We start from the raw sequence: 15,332 nt of genomic DNA on the forward strand, positions 1-15,332 counted from the left end.
GTCCGACCAGCGACACTACTACAGGACCTCCAGCTCAGAGGCCCCGTGAGAACCGTCGACGAGGACGAACCGCTGTCCTCCCGGGCGGTACCGGGTCAGGCCGCGGTTCGCTCTGACCCGGTGTGATTTCCTGGCTGCGGTTCGCCTTGCCGGTGAGGTACAGGGTGTCGCTGTCGTCGCGGTGGGTGCCGGTGGTGCCGACGTGCTTGGCGCTGATCGTGGGACCGTTCTTGATCACGTGGACGAGGGCCTCGGCGCGGCTGCGCAACAGATCCCGTTCCCGGGTGTTGGTGGCGAGTTCGGCGGCATGCCGGAACTCCTGGCGGGCCTCGGCGTGCCGGTCGAGGCGGGTCAGCAGCTCGGCGCGCACACTGGGCAGCAGGTGGTGGTCGCGCAGGCCCGGTGCCGTGGCGAGCTCGTCCACGAGGTGCAGCCCGGCTTGCGGCCCGGAGTGCATGGCGTGGGCGACGGCCCGGTTGAGCAGCACGATGGGTGAGGCGTTCAGGTGGGCGAGAGCGTCGTACAGGTCGACGATCGTGGCCCAGTCGGTGTCGTGCACGCCGGCCGCCCGGGCGTGACAGGCCGCGATGGCGGCTTGCAGCGTGTAGGGGCCGGGCGGTCCGGTGGACAGGGCGCGCCCGAGCGCCTCGGTGCCCCGGCGCATGGCGAACCGGTCGTACCGCCCCCGGTCCTGGTGTTCCAGCAGCAGGGCGGCGCCGGTGTCGTCGGTGCGCGCGTCCATCCGGGAGGCCTGCAGCCACATGAGGGCCAGCAGCCCGTACGCCTCCGGTTGGTCCGGGAAAGCGGTCGTCACGAGGTGGCCGAGGCGGACGCCTTCGTCGCACAGCGCCGGGCGCATCCAGTCGGCGCCGGTGGTCGCGGCGTATCCCTCGGTGAAGACGAGGTAGACGACGCTGAGCACGGCGGGCAGCCGCTGCCGGCGCTCGGCCGGACCGGGCACGTCGAACGGCGACCCGTCACCGGTGGCGGTGCGTGCGACCTGCGCCAACGTGGACTTGGCCCGGGTGATGCGCCGGACGACGGTGTCCTCGGGGACGAGGAACGCCCGGGCGATCTCGCGGGAGGTGAGACCGCCGACCAGCCGCAGGGTGAGGGCGACCTGGGACTCGACGGTCAGCGCCGGATGGCAGGTCAGCAGCATCAAGCGCAGGGTGTCGTCCTCGACCACGTCGATCTGGGCCGCCACGTCGGGCATGTGCTGCTCCTCCCCTCGTACGGTATGCAGCTCCTGGTCGATCCGGGTCTGGCGCTCCGCGCGGCGGAAATGGTCGACGGCCCGGCGTTTGGCGACGGTCATCAGCCAGGCGCCGGGGTTGTCCGGGACGCCGGTGGCCGGCCACTGCTCCAGAGCCGCGACCATGGCGTCATGGGCGAGGTCCTGCGCCAGGTCGAGGTCGCGGGTCAGGCGGAGCAGCCCACCGACGAGTCGTGCGGACTGCTCCCGCCAGGTCGCCACGACGGCCTCGTTCGCGCTGCTCACCGGTCGATCTCAGCAGCGCCCCCGCGTCGGCGCAAGCAGCGGGCTACCCGATCTGCCGGATCTCCGACGCGCCCTCCCAGCCGGGCCAGCGGTCGACATGCAGCTGTACGAACTCGGTCGCCATCGTGACGGCCTCGTCCAGCGAGTCCACCTCGAAGATGGCGTAGCCGCCGACCAGTTCGGTGGCCTCGGTGAACGGCCCGTGGGTGACGACGACCTTGCCGCCGGTGGCACGCACCTCCGCCCCCGCCGAGCTGGGCAGCAGGCCGCCGGTGCCGATGAGTTTGCCGCTCGCGGCGACACCGGCGATGTAGGCGCCCATCGCCTCGAAGAAGTCCGGCGGCGGTGCTCCGGCGTCCTCGCGCGCCTTCAACATGGTCATGAACTGCACGGTCTGTCTCCTATCGGTGGGAAGCCAGTGCCTTCGCGCAGAGCAGCGCGACGGCGGCCAGCTGGACGGCGGACACCACGATGGCCCGGAGCCCGAACGAGCCGAGCGCCGGAGCCATGATCACACCAGCGGCGGTCACCAGCGCGACCCCGCAGACCGCGGCCTGCCCCCGGTCGCCGCGGCGGATGAAGGCCCGGGCGAGGACGATCATCGCCGCCGCCCACGACACCATGGCCACCATGAAGCCGGCGCTGTGCAGGACGCCGTGCCAGCTGAGCGGGCCCAGCTCGTCCGGCGTCCCGGCCGGGAACCCGTAGGCGGGATCGGCGGGAAAAACTCCGGCGATGAGCATTCCGGCACCGAAGCCGGCCAGCAGCCGTGACCCCCACACCATCCCCGGCACGCCGCGCAGTCCCCGGGCCGCCGCGATCACCAGGACACCGGTCACCAGAAAGTTGATGATCTGTACGAAGCCCCACCGGCCCAGCGACAACTGGCTGAGCGCATGCCGGTCCAGGTCGAACCCGTCCCGCGTGAGAACCTGGACCAGCCCCACCCCGATCAGCATCGGTCCGGCCAGCAACCCGCAGGTCAGCAGGCGTCGGTCGGTGACTGAGTGGCTGGTCGTGGTCATGATCTGCTCCCTGGTGGGCGGCTGCTGAACGCTGGTCACGTACGCGTCGCGCCCACCCCGCCGATCCGGACATCGGCCCACCAGAAACTTTTCAGGCAACGCCCGACAGGCTCGTACGCGGGGAGTAGAAGACCATCTCGTCACCGGGGCGCGGCCGGCGCAGGCGGGTGCCCGCGCCGTGGTCCGCCTGGGTGAAACCGCCCTCGATGGCCGCCTCGACGTGGTCCAGGCTGACGGTGTTGATCCAGAACCGCTGCTCAGGCACGGTCGTGCAGGGTGATCAGGTAACCGTCGGGGTCGGCGAAGGTGAACGTGCGCCCGAAGGGTCCGTCGATCGGCGCGGCGGTGATGGTGTGACCGTCGGCGACCAGCGCGTCGTGGATGGCCTGGACGTCGGTGGCGTGCAGCCAGATCGCGGCACCGATGCCGGGCTGGGCGACGGCGGCGAGGTCGGTGCCGGGGACGACGTCACGCAGCGCGAAGGCGATCGGCTTCGTCTCGAACACGACGGCGTGCGGAGGCCCGGCCGGCGAGCGGACGAGACCGAGGTACTGCTCGTAGAAGGCCTGCGAAGCGGCGAGGTCGGTTGCTTGCAGGGAGATGAAGTCGGGTCCGGTGACAGGCACGATGATGCTCCTTCTTTCGTGTCAGTTTGCTGACACAGATGAGGCTATGTCAGAATCCTGACATGAGTCAAGACGGAACCGGCGTGAATCTGGAGAAGTCCCTGGGCTACCTGCTGAAAGAGGCGTCGAGCGCGCTGCGCACCGCCATGGAAGAGGTGCTGCGACCGCTCGGCATGAGCGTCACGCGCTACGCCTGCCTCGAACTGCTGGCCCAGCGACCGGGCCTGTCGAACTCCGAACTGGCCCGGGGCGTGTTCGTGACCCGGCAATCGATGAACGTGCTGCTCCAGAGCCTGGAACGGGAGGGCTTCGTCACCAGGCCGGCCGAAGCACCCGTCGGGAAGGTGCTCCCCACCCGGCTCACGCCCCGCGGCCGGCAGAGCCTGGAGGCAGCGACCATGGCGGTCCGGTCGGTCGAGGTCAGGATGCTGAGCGGCCTGACCGGGACCGAGCAGTCGGAGACCTTCCGCAACCTACGGAAAATGGTCCTCGCCCTACGCGACGACTCATAGGGATCCGGTCACAGGGATCCGGCCACGATCGAGTCCAGCGCGTGCCGCATCCGCTGGATCTTCGGCCGGGTCTCGTCCGCGTACGTCGCGATGTCGGTCAGCACCTCGCGCAGATGCTCGATCTCGTCCGCGCGGAGTCCGTCCACGGTCACCTCGCCGTCGTGGAGGTCGGCGCTCAACCGGGACACCTCGTCCAGCAGGTCGCCGGCGAGCTTGGAGAGCCGCGCGGCGTGCAGGCCGGGGCGGTGGAAGCGGTCGAGAGCCGTGGCGAAGGTCCAGGACCCGGGCTGTGCGGTCACGGCCGTCCCCCCGAGGTGCGCCGGGTGATGACGGCGAGCAGGAGGTACACGGCCAGAAGCACACAGGCGCCGCTGAGGTCGGCACTGGAATAGCTCGATATCGCAAATGCGACAGATCCCAGGACCGCGCTGATGGCCCTCGCGACCTCGGGATCGGGCAGGACGTCGACGGCGACGGCGAGGCCGATCCCGACGGCCACCGCCAGGGCGTAAAGAAGGCAGGTCAGCCACGGTTCCGCGGCCTGCCCGCCGAGATGCAGGACAGCCCGCACCAGCGCCGCGCAGGCGATCGGGAAGATCACCAGGTGCCAGGTGGGCCGGAGCTCGAACCGGCGCGCCACCCGTTCGGATGAGGGTGACTCGGCCATACGTCGTAGCGGGCGGGCGTCGTCCGCCCTACTCTCGAAAACAGGGAACGGCATGTCAGGCTCCTTCTCGGGGGCCGGCTGAGGTGGCCGGGTCTGTTGATCGGATTCGGTCGGTTTCCTGCGGGTGCCCGATCTGTTGCTGCAGGCGGGCACGAAGCGGTGTCGGCGGGCCCAGCGTGCTGGGACCCGCCGACACGCATGTCAGCTGCCGCGACGCTTTCGCGAGCGCCGACGGCGACGGACTGCCGCTCCGGCTCCTACGGCGCCGAGACCGAGGCCGAGCGCGGTGACCAGAGCGGCCACCGCGTAAATGACCTTGGCCAGGGCGTCGGCTTCGACACCGAGGTAGTGCGCGGCGATGGTGACACCGCCGATGGCGCACACCACGATCACGGCGATCGCCCAGCCGGGCAGCGTCGGCCGGTGGTGCGGTGGGGTCGGGCGCTCCGGTCGTTCGGCCGGCGTGGCGCGGGTGTTGGTCATGTCGGGTGAACTCCTGTTCGGCTGTCGGTCCGAAAAGGACCCGTACAGCGGTCGAGATGCCGGCCGACGTTGCTGCGCCGGGCCGGCGGGATTCCTGCGGTCCTTTCCAGGGTGCCGACGTCAAGGGCCGTCAGCCAACGTGAAAGTGAGGGAATCTCCAGCTCAAACCGTGGGTGTACGCCTGCGGGACCCGACCGTTCACTGTGGGCGGATAGCCGGTTCGACTCAGGTGAACGGGTGGTTCTGTTGACCTGCACCTATCCGTATCGTCGGCGCGGGAACACTTTTCGGGTGGGAGGGCGACGGTATGACGAGCCCGAAATCGGTGAAGGCCGTCGCGCTGACCGACATCACGAACGCGACCGATCTGCTGCGGTACGCGGCCAAGACCCAGGCCATCTACCTGAAGACCCAGCACGGCATCGACTTCAACGAGCTCGGCGCGGCGATGGGGCTGAGCAAGGCCAGCTTCGCCGGGGTGCTCAACGACCAGAGCGACAAGATCACCAACAAGCTCCACGACCTCGACGGCGCGGTCTTCGCCTTCGACCCGGCCTTCGCCGCGAGGACGGGCGGGCTCGTCGCCCTCGCGGCCCGGTTGCGCGGCTACAAGGACAAGTCGACGGCCGTGGGCAACCTGCCCGCGGGCTGGGTCTCCGAGCTGCTCGAGAAGGACTTCGAGAAGCCGATCGGGTTCCTGATGCAGGCCTCGGCGCTGCTGTCCGCCTTCATGGGAGCCAAGAGCGACCGGGCCCGCAGCGCCGTCGTCGCCCACCACCAGCTCGACCTGGACAAGGTGGTGTACCCGCTGCTCCTGATCGGCGCGGGCGCGCCGGCGCCGCACAGCATCGACGCGCTGATCGTGCTCGGCGCGCTGGCCCGGCACCCGCAGGCGTTCGAAGGCGTCCGCGGACAGCACGGCACCCGGGACATCCTGCGCGACGTGCTCGCGGATTCCCCGCTCGGATTCCGGATCTGGCGGGCGATCACCTCGGTCGTCCAGGCGGCGGCCAACGCCGGCGACCCGCTCACCAAGGACGACCCGCTGCCCCAGTGGGTGCAGAGCCGCCTCGTCAACGACGGCGACAGCCTGCGGGAGAAGAGCCTGTACCCGGCGCGGTCACTCGACCTGGAACTCGCGATCGCCATCCCCTCCGCCTGGACCATCGACCGGGACTGGCCCACCGAGATCCTCGAACGACGGGCCGCCGACCGCAGCGCCCACCTGCGCGAGCGGGGAACAGCGGCGATGGGCATCTGGGAACGAGCGGTCAGCCACCCCGACGGAATCGGCTCGGCCCGGGTGCGCCGCGCGCGGATGACGCTCAACGTGATCATCGAAGCTTTGGAGAACGAGGAGCAGACAGCGAGCACCCGCCCGTACTACTCGCCGCCACCGGGCGGTCGTCAGTGGCTGAGCGCGACCCTGCGACACATGCTCGGCCAGAACGAGAAGGTGGCCAGCACCTGGCCGGACGACGCCGAGAAGTACCCCTTCCTGCGCGTCGTAGCCTCCGGGGCGGACCGGCTGCGTACCGACAGCACCGTCCCCGACCCGGTCAGGGCCGCCACCGTGTTCCTGTTCGAGCAGACCCTGCTGCAGAACGCGGGCGTCTACCGCCGTAAGGCCCTCAACACCCTCCGCGGCGCCGGCCTGGCCACCGCCACCGCACAGGCCATGATCACCATCCTGGAACACGCCGACGCCGAACCCTGGATGAGATGCCGGGCCCTGTTCGGCATAGGTTTCCTCCAGGACCGCGCCGACCGGGTGCAAGCGGCCCTCAAGGACGCGTTCGACCATGCCCGCGAAGCGGTGGAACATCACGTGGCGAAGGAGACCCTCACCCGCGACGTGGTGTCGGAACTCCACGCGGTGATCTTCGCGATCGGTGACTGCTACGGCGCCCTCGGCCAGGAGCCGCTCGCCCGCTACATGCGAGAAAAAGTCGACCCGGAACTATGGCCGTTCGTGGAACACCACCAGGGACCGGAGTTCCACCCGATAGCCCGGGCCGCGGCCTACCTGCTGACCGTGACCCCCCAGCTCGACGGCCAGAAGGACGACCGCGTACGCCTGCGCCACCTGGAGCAGACCCACCCCGACCCGGTGACCCGGCAGGCCTGCGCCTGGGCCCTCAGAATGAGATTCCACGACGCCACCACCGGCAACAACGCGGTCCGCCCACTGCACCTCGCGCCGCTGAACCCCTGACCGCACCGGCCGCCTCAGGGGAACGGCGGTGATTCGATGGTGTCGAAGCCGACGCAGTGTGCCCACCGGGGCGGATCGTAGGTGATTCCCAGCCGCTGCCACAGGTCCGCGCCGACCCATCCGTCGAGCAGGTCCGTATTGTCGTCGGGGAATGCCCGGGGCTGGTAGGACGGTCCGCGCAACCGGGCCACGAGCCGGCGCCGCTTCAACCATCCGGGTCCGGCGTAGTAGCGGGCGACCATCCGCGGGTCGGCGCCGAACACCGCGGCCACCTCCTCCGGGTCGCCGGCCCACGTCTTCCGGACTCGGGCGGCCTCGGCCCGCGACGCGCCGAACGGGACCTGCCCGGCCGGCCGGCTCGAGTAACGGTCGACGTCGCGGCCGCGGTCGAACACCCGGTGCCACCACGAGGTTGACTCGAAGAGGCCGAGCTCGCTGACGGTGGTGTCCAGCTCGGCGGACAGCCACCGGCACGCCGGCTCGGCGAAGTCGCTGCCGTCCGGCAGGGCGAGCACTACCCAGCCGCCGGACGGCTCCCCCACGAACGCGGTGAGCTCCGCACCCGGCACCACGGACGGCAGCACCCGCGCGGGCACGCCGTGGCCGGCGGCGAACCGGACCACGGCGTCGGCCACCGGACGGGCATGGGCGGACCGGACGGCGACAGCTTCGGAGGAGGTCACCACGCCGACGCTAGTAGCGAAAGACGCCTCGCATGAGCTGATGGCCCTTCGGTCACCTCGGCGACGATCGTCAAGACGGGGACGGCGACGGGGTGGCCGGGGTCGCGCCGGGGCATTTTTTGTCCCATTCCGGCATGCGGACCAGGGAGGGGCCGCCGCTGGAGGTGCTTGCGAACGCGATGCCCTCGATGCAGATCAGGGCCACGTTCGGGAATTTGTCGGCGTTGCGGTAGACCTCGATGTAGTCGACGTCGGAGATCTTGTCCGGTTTCGAGCCCTCGTCGCCGCCGCGGTCGCCGAGCTGGTCGGAGCAGCCGGTCAGCGCCAAGCCGAGCACCACCGCGGCCATCAGAGCGAGCCCGCGCCTCATTTTGCACCCGCGCAGGTGGCGTCCCATTCGGGAACCCGGATCAGGGCCGGTTGGGCATAGCCGTTCTCGCCGCGGGCCCCGCTGGACGTGGAGGCGAAACCCAGGCCCCGTACGCAGATCCGGGCGATGTTGGGGAAATTGTCGGCGTTGCGGAAGACCTCGATGTAGTCGACATCGGAGATCTTGTCGGGTGGTGCGCCCTCGTCGCCTTGGCGGTCACCGAGCTGATCGGAGCAGCCCGCCACCGCCAGCACCGCGACCATCATCGTCATTGTCATCCAGCCAGAAGCTCGCATGCCCCCGCCTCTCCCCATGTCAGTCCACCATAAGGGATTTGCCGATGTGGACTAGACATGGAGATATGCACATGCGGAAATTGTTTGTTGCCGCGCTCGCTGGGGTGCTGGTGCTCGGTGGCGTAACGCAGGCCGTGGCCGCTCCCGAGCCCGGCCCGCCCGCGGTTCGCACGGCGCTCCCGGACGGTTGGTCCATCGAGCGGGGCCAGCTGGTCTGGCGGGCCGGGGCGCAGGTGCCGGCCGGGGACGCCGCGGTGGAGTTCTACTCCGGGGAACGGCGGCTCGGGGTGCCTCGATTCACCCCGGATCATTCGACCTTCCGGCTCGGCCTCGGCCAGGTGCCGAGCCTGACCAATCTTTCGGTACGGGCTGACGGCCGCCGCCTCGACCAGCCTGCACCGGTGCCGCGGTCCACGACGAAGCAGGCCGTCAGCGCACCCACGACGCTTCCCCGGCACGACATCGACCCCGGGGTCACGGGGCGCTACCGGACGATCGAGGGTGAGTACCAGCTCGCCGGGGTCACCCTGCCCGAGTTCCCGGCGCCGATCGAGATGCAGGCCGTGGTCGTCGCCCCGCGGAACGCACCGGGCAAACGGCCCCTGGCACTGTTCCTGCACGGACGGCACCCGACCTGCTACAGCGGCGACGACTGGTTCATGGAGTGGCCGTGCCCCGAGGACACCGAGCCGATCCCGAGTCACCGCGGCTACCTGCAGGCGCAACGGCTGCTCGCCTCGCAGGGCTGGATCACCGCGTCGATCTCGGCGAACGGCATCAACGGCCAGGACGGCTGGCTGGAGGACGGCGGGGCGCAGGGCCGGTCGGCGCTGGTGCGCCACCACCTCGCGCGCTGGGCGGACTGGGCCGGGGCGGGCCGGGCGACGGCACCCCCGATCGTACGGTCAGCGCCCCGCGCCGACCTGGGCAAGGTCTTCCTGATGGGGCACTCCCGCGGTGGTGAGGGGGTCAGCCGGGCGGCGATGGACTCGCTGAGCGCACCGGCCGGCGACCCCGTCGCCACCCGCTGGACGATCCGCGGGATGCTGCTGATCGGCCCCACCATTTTCGGGCAGAACCCGGTCCCGGACGTACCCTCGGTGACGATCCTGCCGGGGTGCGACGGCGACGTCGCCAACCTCCAGGGCCAGATGTTCGTCGACGAGACCCGCGGGGTCAGCCTCGGGGCGGCCCTGCACAGCTCCTTGTTCGTCGTCGGCGCCAACCACAACTTCTTCAACACCGAATGGACCCCCGGCCAGGCGGTCGCGTTCTCGTTCGACGACTGGGAGTTCACCGACCCGAACGACGCGGTGTGCGGTACGACAGCACCCACGCGGCTGACCGCGGCGCAGCAGCAGGATGTCGGTGCGACGTACATCGCGGCGGCCGCTCGGTTGTTCACCGGCGACGACCGCATGCTGCCGCTGCTCGACGGTAGTGGTGTCCGCGCACCGTCGGCGGACCCGGCGCACGTGTTCGCCCACGCCCTCGGCGGTGCCCGCAGAGCCGCGCTGCTGCCGGATCCGTCGGTCGGCACCGGTGGCGGGGCACGGATCTGCGACCAGGTCACCTACGAACCCGAGGACTACTGCATCAGGTCGATGGCCGGCCGTAACCAGACGGTTCACTTCACCCCCTTCCGTAACGTGATCCCGGAGCCTGGCCGTCATGCCGCCGCGTTGCGCTGGTCGGCCACCGGCACGGCGCTGACCCTCGCCCCCGGGCAGCCGATGGCGCTGGGCGGCTCCCGGGATCTCGCGCTGCGGCTGATCGTGCCGCCGAACTCGACGAACACCCGGTTCGGTGTCGCCGTCGTGGACCGCTCCGGCAAGCGGACGACGCTCGGGGAGGTCAGCGTCGACGGGCTGCCCGGGACCGATCTGACCAAGGGGCTCTGGGCGCAGGAGGTGCGGGTGCCGCTGCGCGGATTCCGCGGTGACCTGGCCAGCCTCGAACTGATCCCGCGCACCACGGACGGGCAGGCTTGGCTGCTGGACGCCTGGGGCTACCGGCCGGGCACGCCCGCCCCCCGGGCGAGTGCGCTGCCACGTGTCGACATCGGCGGCATGTCGGTCGACGAGGGCGACGAGGGCACCCGCACCTATGAGGTCCCGGTGCGGGTGACCGGCCGCGGGGGCGGGCAGGTGCGCTTGACACTCCTCGACACGGGCACCCTCCAGAGCACCTCATGGATCGAGACCGTCGCGCCGGGCGAGAGCCTCATCGAGGTGCCGGTCGAGGTCACGGGTGACACGCTGTACGGCGAGTTCGAGGAGCAGCGGGTGCTCGCGAAGGCCGAGCGGGGCATGGTCGTGGGCGACTACGAGGGCCGGGTGGAGATCGTCAACGACGATCCGGCGCCGGAGATCAGCATCGCCCCGGTCACCGACACGGTCACCGAGGGCGGCACGCTGACCTGGCGGGCGACCCTGTCCACCGAGGCCGAGTCGGCGATCATGGTGTTCGCCGCGGTCGAGCCTCCCGCCCGGGGCACGGAACTGTCGACCATGGACGTCGACCCCGACTGGCTCTGGGAGAGCTCGGTCGAGCGGCCGGAGCCGGAACGACCGCTGTCACAGACGGGCGCGTTCACCTACACCTACGTCAACGGTGGTGAACTCACCGCCGACATCGGGGTGCCGACCGTGACCGACGAGGTCGCCGAGGGCCCCGAGGTGGTCTCGCTGCAGTTCGGCCCCGAGCTGGGCACGGCCGTCGGCACGGTGACCGACACCTCGGACTGACCGCGACAAGAGGCATGGCCGCCGACCCTGTCACCGATTGGCAACCGCGGCGCACCCGGATGGCGATCATTCGATCCCGGGTGGCACCGAACTGGCTTGACGAGGGAGCACGATCCGTTCGAGCCGAAGGTGGGACCGTATGCGTTTCGTCAGAGCGATTCTTGTGGCCGCGACCGCAGCCACCACGACCGCGGGCGTGCTCACCGGGTTCGCCGGCGGTGCCGCCGCCGCGGGAGCCGAGACGTTGACGGTGCCGAACGCGTCGTTCGGGGATGGCTGGCTGGACGGCAAGTTGAAGTGCTGGAATGCCGGGGCTGCCGGGATCGCGAAGCTCACCGTCACCAAGAAGGCGCACAGCGGGCTCTCGGCCGGGTACGCGGCGGGGCTTTCCCTGCCGACCGGTCAGGTGGTGCTCGCCACCGACCGTACCGATGCCTGTGCCATTCCGGTGACCGCCGACAAGTCGTACACCCTGAAGTTCTGGGCGAGTTCCGCCGCGGGCGCCCAGCCGGTGGTGTCGAGTTTTGTGCCGGGCCGGGGCTGGGCCGAGTGGTTCCGGGGTGCGGCGATGCCGGCCAGTGCTGAGCTTCGGCAGTACGCGGCCGATCTGCCCGCCGTGCCGGCCGGCGTGACCCGGCTCAGTGTCGGGGTGGCCTTCCCGGGTGCCTCGGTCCTGGTGCTCGACGACGTGGAGCTGGTGGAGCGGGCGGGGCGGGTGAGCTCGTCCTTCAAGCCCACGTTCCCGGTCGACGGTCTGGTGACCAACGAGTTCACGTACTGGAACCCGGCCGACCCGCAGCGCTCCGAGTCGCGGGACTGGGAGATGACCAGCGGTTCGCTGTTCGCGCGCAACGGTGCCGGTTACTCGGGCAAGGTCGATGGTGGGTCGCCGGGGGTACGGTCCGCGACCGACACCGGGTCGGCGATCTTCCGGCTCAACACCCGGGACTTCTCGTTCGGCGACGTGCAGGTTTCCATGAACCTCAACATCACCGGGCTGACCTCGACGCCGCGCACGCCCACGACCGACTGGGACGGGGTGCACATCTTCCTGCACTACCAGAGCCAGTACGAGCTGTACTACGCCAGTGTGGCCCGCCGGGACGGGCACGTGGTGATCAAGAAGAAGTGCCTGGGCGGGGTGTCCAACGGCGGGGCCTATTATGCCCTGCCGGGCAGCGAGATCAGTGGCCTGCCGTTCCCGGCCGCATCGTGGCAGGCGGTCGGCGCGGGTATTCACAACAATGCTGACGGCAGCGTCACCATTACGTTGAAGCGGGACGGAAAGATCGTTTCCACCGCGACCGACAACGGCATCGGTTGTGCGCCGATCCGTGCCGCCGGGGCGAGCGGGATCCGTGGCGACAACGCCGAGTTCCAATTCTCCGACTTCACCGTCGCCGCCGAGGGCTGACCAGGCCGGCCACCAGCAGACGAGGACCGCAGCGGAGGGCGAACACGCCCTCCGCTGTTCGTCGTGTCCATCCTGTCCGGTCCGGTCGGGTTGACACCCGCTCGGTCGCACCTGCGGTTCGGACAAAACATCCCGGGCGCCCGCTCGTTAACCGGTTCAAGATCTGCGAATCAGATCGGAATACGAACGATCACGAATGAGCCCGGCCGGTCATCTGGTCACCCCGGGCCAGCAGAACGGGCGTTTATAAATGCGAAGAACAACGAGATCATTCCTGGTGGCGGCCTCCGTGCTCGCCACCGGGCTGCTGTTCATCCGGCCCTGGCAACCCTCGGCCAACGCCGAGGCGGAGCCGGCGCCGGCCCGCTCACCGGTCACCGTGTCGTTCACGTACGACGACGGGTCGAGCGATCAGATGGAAGCGGCCGAGATCATGGCCCGCTACGGCTTCAAGGGCACGTTCTATCTCAACTCCAGCCTGCTGGGCGCGTCCGGGCGGCTCAGCGTCGCCCAGGCGACCGCGCTGCAGACGGCCGGCAACGAGATCGGCGGCCACACGGTCACCCACGCCGACCTGCCCACCCTGAGCCCGGACGAGCAGGCCCGGCAGATCTGCGGCGACCGCACCACGTTGCTCGGTCACGGTCTGCAGGTCAGCAACTTCGCTTATCCGTACGGCGATGACAGCCCCGCGGTGCAGCAGGTCGTCCGGGACTGTGGTTACAACTCGGCCCGGGTCGTCGGCGGCATCGCCTCGTCGGGTTCGTGTTACGGCTGCCCGCCGGCCGAGAAGTTGAACCCGGCGAACAAGTACGCCATCGAGACCCCCGACTCGATCAAGCCGGGTACCTCGCTGGAGGCCATGCAGAACTACGTGATGCAGGCCGAGGAGAACGGTGGCGGCTGGGTCGTCATCGTCATGCACCGGGTCTGTGACAGCTGCGACCCGTACGCGGTCGCGCCGTCGAAGTTGAACGCGTTCTCCTCCTGGCTGGCCGATCGGGGCCCGGGCGGCACCGTGGTCAAGACCGTCGCCGAGGTCATCGGCGGTCCGGTGCAGGCGGCCGTGCCCGCTCCCCCGCCGGGAGAGCAGGAGGACCTGCACCAGCTGGTGCGTAACCCCTCGATGGAGACCGACACGAACGGTGACGGGATCCCGGACTGCTGGCAGCGCGGCGGGTACGGCGACAACACCGCGGCCTGGTCGAACGGCGCCCCCCTGACCGGGAACAAGGCGATGCGGGTCACCATCGGCACCTTCGCCGACGGTGACCGGCGCATCATCACCCAGCAGGACCTCGGCGGTTGTGCCCCGAAGGTGGTCGCCGGGCACACCTACCGGATCAAGGGCTCGTACAAGACGAACGGTGCCGCCCGTCCGATCGCCTACTACCGGGACGCGCAGAGCCGTTGGCAGTTCCTCGGCCAGGCGCCGATGTTGCCGGCGACAGCGGCCGCCGGCGAGCCGCCGATGCCGTCGACGACGCCGCAGACGCCGGCGACCGCCGCGTTGTGGCGCACCTCGTCCTGGACGACCCCGGCGGTGCCCGCGGACGCCAAGGCGCTGTCGGTCGGCATCTCGCTGCGGGCCAAGGGCTGGCTCGACGCCGACGACTTCACCGTGCAGGACTCCGACGAGACGCCGCCGAAGGTCGCGCTGACGTCGCCGTCCGACGGTTCCCGGGCCCGGGGCACGGTGACCCTCAAGGCCACCGCGAGCGACGCGTCCGGCATCGACCACGTCGACTTCCTGGTCGACGGCGAGCAGGCGTGCCGCACCGACACGGCTCCGTACTCCTGTGACTACGACACCACGGCGCACCCCGACACCGTGATCGCGGTGACGGCCCGGGCCACGGACACGGCCGGCAACGTCACGCTGTCGTCCGGTCGCAACTTCACCGTCTCGAACAGTGTGCCGCTGGACACCACGCCGCCCGTGGTGACGCTGACCGGCCCGCTCGCCGGGGTGACGGTGCACGGCGCGGTCACGCTCAGCGCCACCACCAGCGACGACGACTCGGTGATCCGGGTGCTGTTCTACGTCGACGGCGAGCTCATCGGGGCGCCCAGCTCCGAGCCGTACAACCTGGACTGGGACAGCACCACACACGCCGAGGGGACGGCCCGGATCCAGGCGAAGGCCCTGGACGCCTCCGGCAACATCAGCTCGTCGGAGGAGCGGACCGTCCTGGTCAGCAACTTCCAGTCCGATGCGACACCGCCGGTCAGCACCGCCTCCTGCGGGGCGACGCCGTGTGCCGACACCTGGTTCAAGGAGCCGGCCAAGCTGACGCTCGCGGCCAGTGACGCCGAGTCCGGCGTGGACCGGATCGTGTTCACCACGGACGGGTCCACCCCGACGCTCGCCAACGGCACCCGTTACCAGGACCCGATCACGGTCCCGGCGACGACCACGGTGAAGTACCGGGCCTGGGACCGGGCCGGCAACGTCGAGGCGGTGCAGTCGGTCACCGTGCAGATCGACACCGTCGCCCCGACGGCCAAGGTCGGTTCGCCCGCGAACGGCTCCACCGTGACCCGGCCGCAGTACATCTACAAGGCCGATGTGGCGGACAACGTGGGCATCGCCCAGGTGTACTTCTACGTCGACAACAAGGCGGGCTACCTCGGCAGCCGCACCAAGACGCCTTACCAGTGGGTCTGGGACACCTCCAAGGTGTCGCCCGGTCCGCACCAGCTGTACATCCGGGCCCGCGACGTGGCCGGGAACGAAACCACCTCGGAGACCGTGACCATCAACCTTCCCTGATCTGGTACGGACGCTGGGCC

At 70.1% G+C, this 15,332-nt stretch carries 16 protein-coding genes; 5 read left to right on the forward strand and 11 right to left on the reverse strand.

From position 1 onward, the window contains the following. Window positions 1-34: 34 nt before the first annotated feature. From ACIA6A_RS06675 to ACIA6A_RS06695, 5 genes are all read right to left on the reverse strand, one after another. The gene (locus ACIA6A_RS06675; RefSeq protein WP_396096380.1) at window positions 35-1,501 is read right to left on the reverse strand and encodes an RNA polymerase sigma factor; all 1,467 of its coding nucleotides are present in this window, start codon (window positions 1,499-1,501) and stop codon (window positions 35-37) included. A 43-nt stretch (window positions 1,502-1,544) separates the two neighbouring features. Beyond that, window positions 1,545-1,883 carry a YciI family protein gene (locus tag ACIA6A_RS06680; protein ID WP_396096381.1) on the reverse strand — a complete coding sequence of 113 codons (339 nt, stop codon included), beginning with the start codon at window positions 1,881-1,883 and terminating at the stop codon, window positions 1,545-1,547. A 19-nt stretch (window positions 1,884-1,902) separates the two neighbouring features. Next, window positions 1,903-2,526 carry a DUF998 domain-containing protein gene (locus tag ACIA6A_RS06685; RefSeq protein ID WP_396096382.1) on the reverse strand — a complete coding sequence of 208 codons (624 nt, stop codon included), beginning with the start codon at window positions 2,524-2,526 and terminating at the stop codon, window positions 1,903-1,905. Between the two features lie 91 nt (window positions 2,527-2,617). Continuing rightward, on the reverse strand, window positions 2,618-2,791 hold the full coding sequence (locus tag ACIA6A_RS06690) for a hypothetical protein (protein ID WP_396096383.1): 174 nt from the start codon (window positions 2,789-2,791) through the stop codon (window positions 2,618-2,620). Next, on the reverse strand, window positions 2,784-3,152 hold the full coding sequence (locus tag ACIA6A_RS06695; protein WP_396096384.1) for a VOC family protein: 369 nt from the start codon (window positions 3,150-3,152) through the stop codon (window positions 2,784-2,786). The genes ACIA6A_RS06690 and ACIA6A_RS06695 overlap by 8 nt, the downstream gene beginning before the upstream one ends. Before the next feature lie 62 nt (window positions 3,153-3,214). Here ACIA6A_RS06695 and ACIA6A_RS06700 point away from each other — a divergent pair, with 62 nt between their 5' ends. Further along, complete coding sequence (locus ACIA6A_RS06700; RefSeq protein WP_396096385.1) at window positions 3,215-3,664, forward strand: MarR family winged helix-turn-helix transcriptional regulator; 450 nt, start codon at window positions 3,215-3,217, stop codon at window positions 3,662-3,664. Between the two features lie 8 nt (window positions 3,665-3,672). Here ACIA6A_RS06700 and ACIA6A_RS06705 read toward each other — a convergent pair whose 3' ends face one another. The 3 genes from ACIA6A_RS06705 to ACIA6A_RS06715 form a co-directional block, all read right to left on the reverse strand. Continuing rightward, on the reverse strand, window positions 3,673-3,963 hold the full coding sequence (locus ACIA6A_RS06705) for a hypothetical protein (protein ID WP_396096386.1): 291 nt from the start codon (window positions 3,961-3,963) through the stop codon (window positions 3,673-3,675). Continuing rightward, window positions 3,960-4,385, reverse strand: coding sequence for a hypothetical protein (locus ACIA6A_RS06710; RefSeq protein WP_396096387.1), 426 nt, complete (start codon window positions 4,383-4,385; stop codon window positions 3,960-3,962). Before ACIA6A_RS06710 ends, ACIA6A_RS06705 begins: the two co-directional genes overlap by 4 nt. Window positions 4,386-4,532: 147 nt before the next feature. Next, complete coding sequence (locus ACIA6A_RS06715) at window positions 4,533-4,814, reverse strand: hypothetical protein (RefSeq protein ID WP_396096388.1); 282 nt, start codon at window positions 4,812-4,814, stop codon at window positions 4,533-4,535. 307 nt (window positions 4,815-5,121) lie between these two features. Here ACIA6A_RS06715 and ACIA6A_RS06720 point away from each other — a divergent pair, with 307 nt between their 5' ends. Beyond that, window positions 5,122-7,029, forward strand: a complete 1,908-nt coding sequence (locus tag ACIA6A_RS06720) for a hypothetical protein (protein ID WP_396096389.1) — start codon at window positions 5,122-5,124, stop codon at window positions 7,027-7,029. A gap of 14 nt (window positions 7,030-7,043) precedes the next feature. Here ACIA6A_RS06720 and ACIA6A_RS06725 read toward each other — a convergent pair whose 3' ends face one another. The 3 genes from ACIA6A_RS06725 to ACIA6A_RS06735 form a co-directional block, all read right to left on the reverse strand. Then, entirely contained in the window at window positions 7,044-7,712 is a 669-nt protein-coding gene (locus tag ACIA6A_RS06725; protein ID WP_396096390.1) for a hypothetical protein, read from the reverse strand. Window positions 7,713-7,782: 70 nt separating this feature from the next. Beyond that, window positions 7,783-8,082 carry a hypothetical protein gene (locus ACIA6A_RS06730; protein ID WP_396096391.1) on the reverse strand — a complete coding sequence of 100 codons (300 nt, stop codon included), beginning with the start codon at window positions 8,080-8,082 and terminating at the stop codon, window positions 7,783-7,785. Next, window positions 8,079-8,360, reverse strand: a complete 282-nt coding sequence (locus tag ACIA6A_RS06735; protein WP_396096392.1) for a hypothetical protein — start codon at window positions 8,358-8,360, stop codon at window positions 8,079-8,081. Before ACIA6A_RS06735 ends, ACIA6A_RS06730 begins: the two co-directional genes overlap by 4 nt. Window positions 8,361-8,449: 89 nt before the next feature. Here ACIA6A_RS06735 and ACIA6A_RS06740 point away from each other — a divergent pair, with 89 nt between their 5' ends. The 3 genes from ACIA6A_RS06740 (at window position 8,450) to ACIA6A_RS06750 (ending at window position 15,312) form a co-directional block, all read left to right on the forward strand. Continuing rightward, complete coding sequence (locus ACIA6A_RS06740; RefSeq protein ID WP_396096393.1) at window positions 8,450-11,125, forward strand: hypothetical protein; 2,676 nt, start codon at window positions 8,450-8,452, stop codon at window positions 11,123-11,125. A 139-nt stretch (window positions 11,126-11,264) separates the two neighbouring features. Then, window positions 11,265-12,539 carry a hypothetical protein gene (locus ACIA6A_RS06745; protein WP_396096394.1) on the forward strand — a complete coding sequence of 425 codons (1,275 nt, stop codon included), beginning with the start codon at window positions 11,265-11,267 and terminating at the stop codon, window positions 12,537-12,539. A gap of 277 nt (window positions 12,540-12,816) precedes the next feature. After that, complete coding sequence (locus ACIA6A_RS06750; protein ID WP_396096396.1) at window positions 12,817-15,312, forward strand: Ig-like domain-containing protein; 2,496 nt, start codon at window positions 12,817-12,819, stop codon at window positions 15,310-15,312. Window positions 15,313-15,332: the final 20 nt, after the last annotated feature.

This window comes from Actinoplanes sp. NPDC051494, from assembly GCF_044454705.1.
Classification (GTDB): Bacteria; Actinomycetota; Actinomycetes; order Mycobacteriales; family Micromonosporaceae; genus Actinoplanes.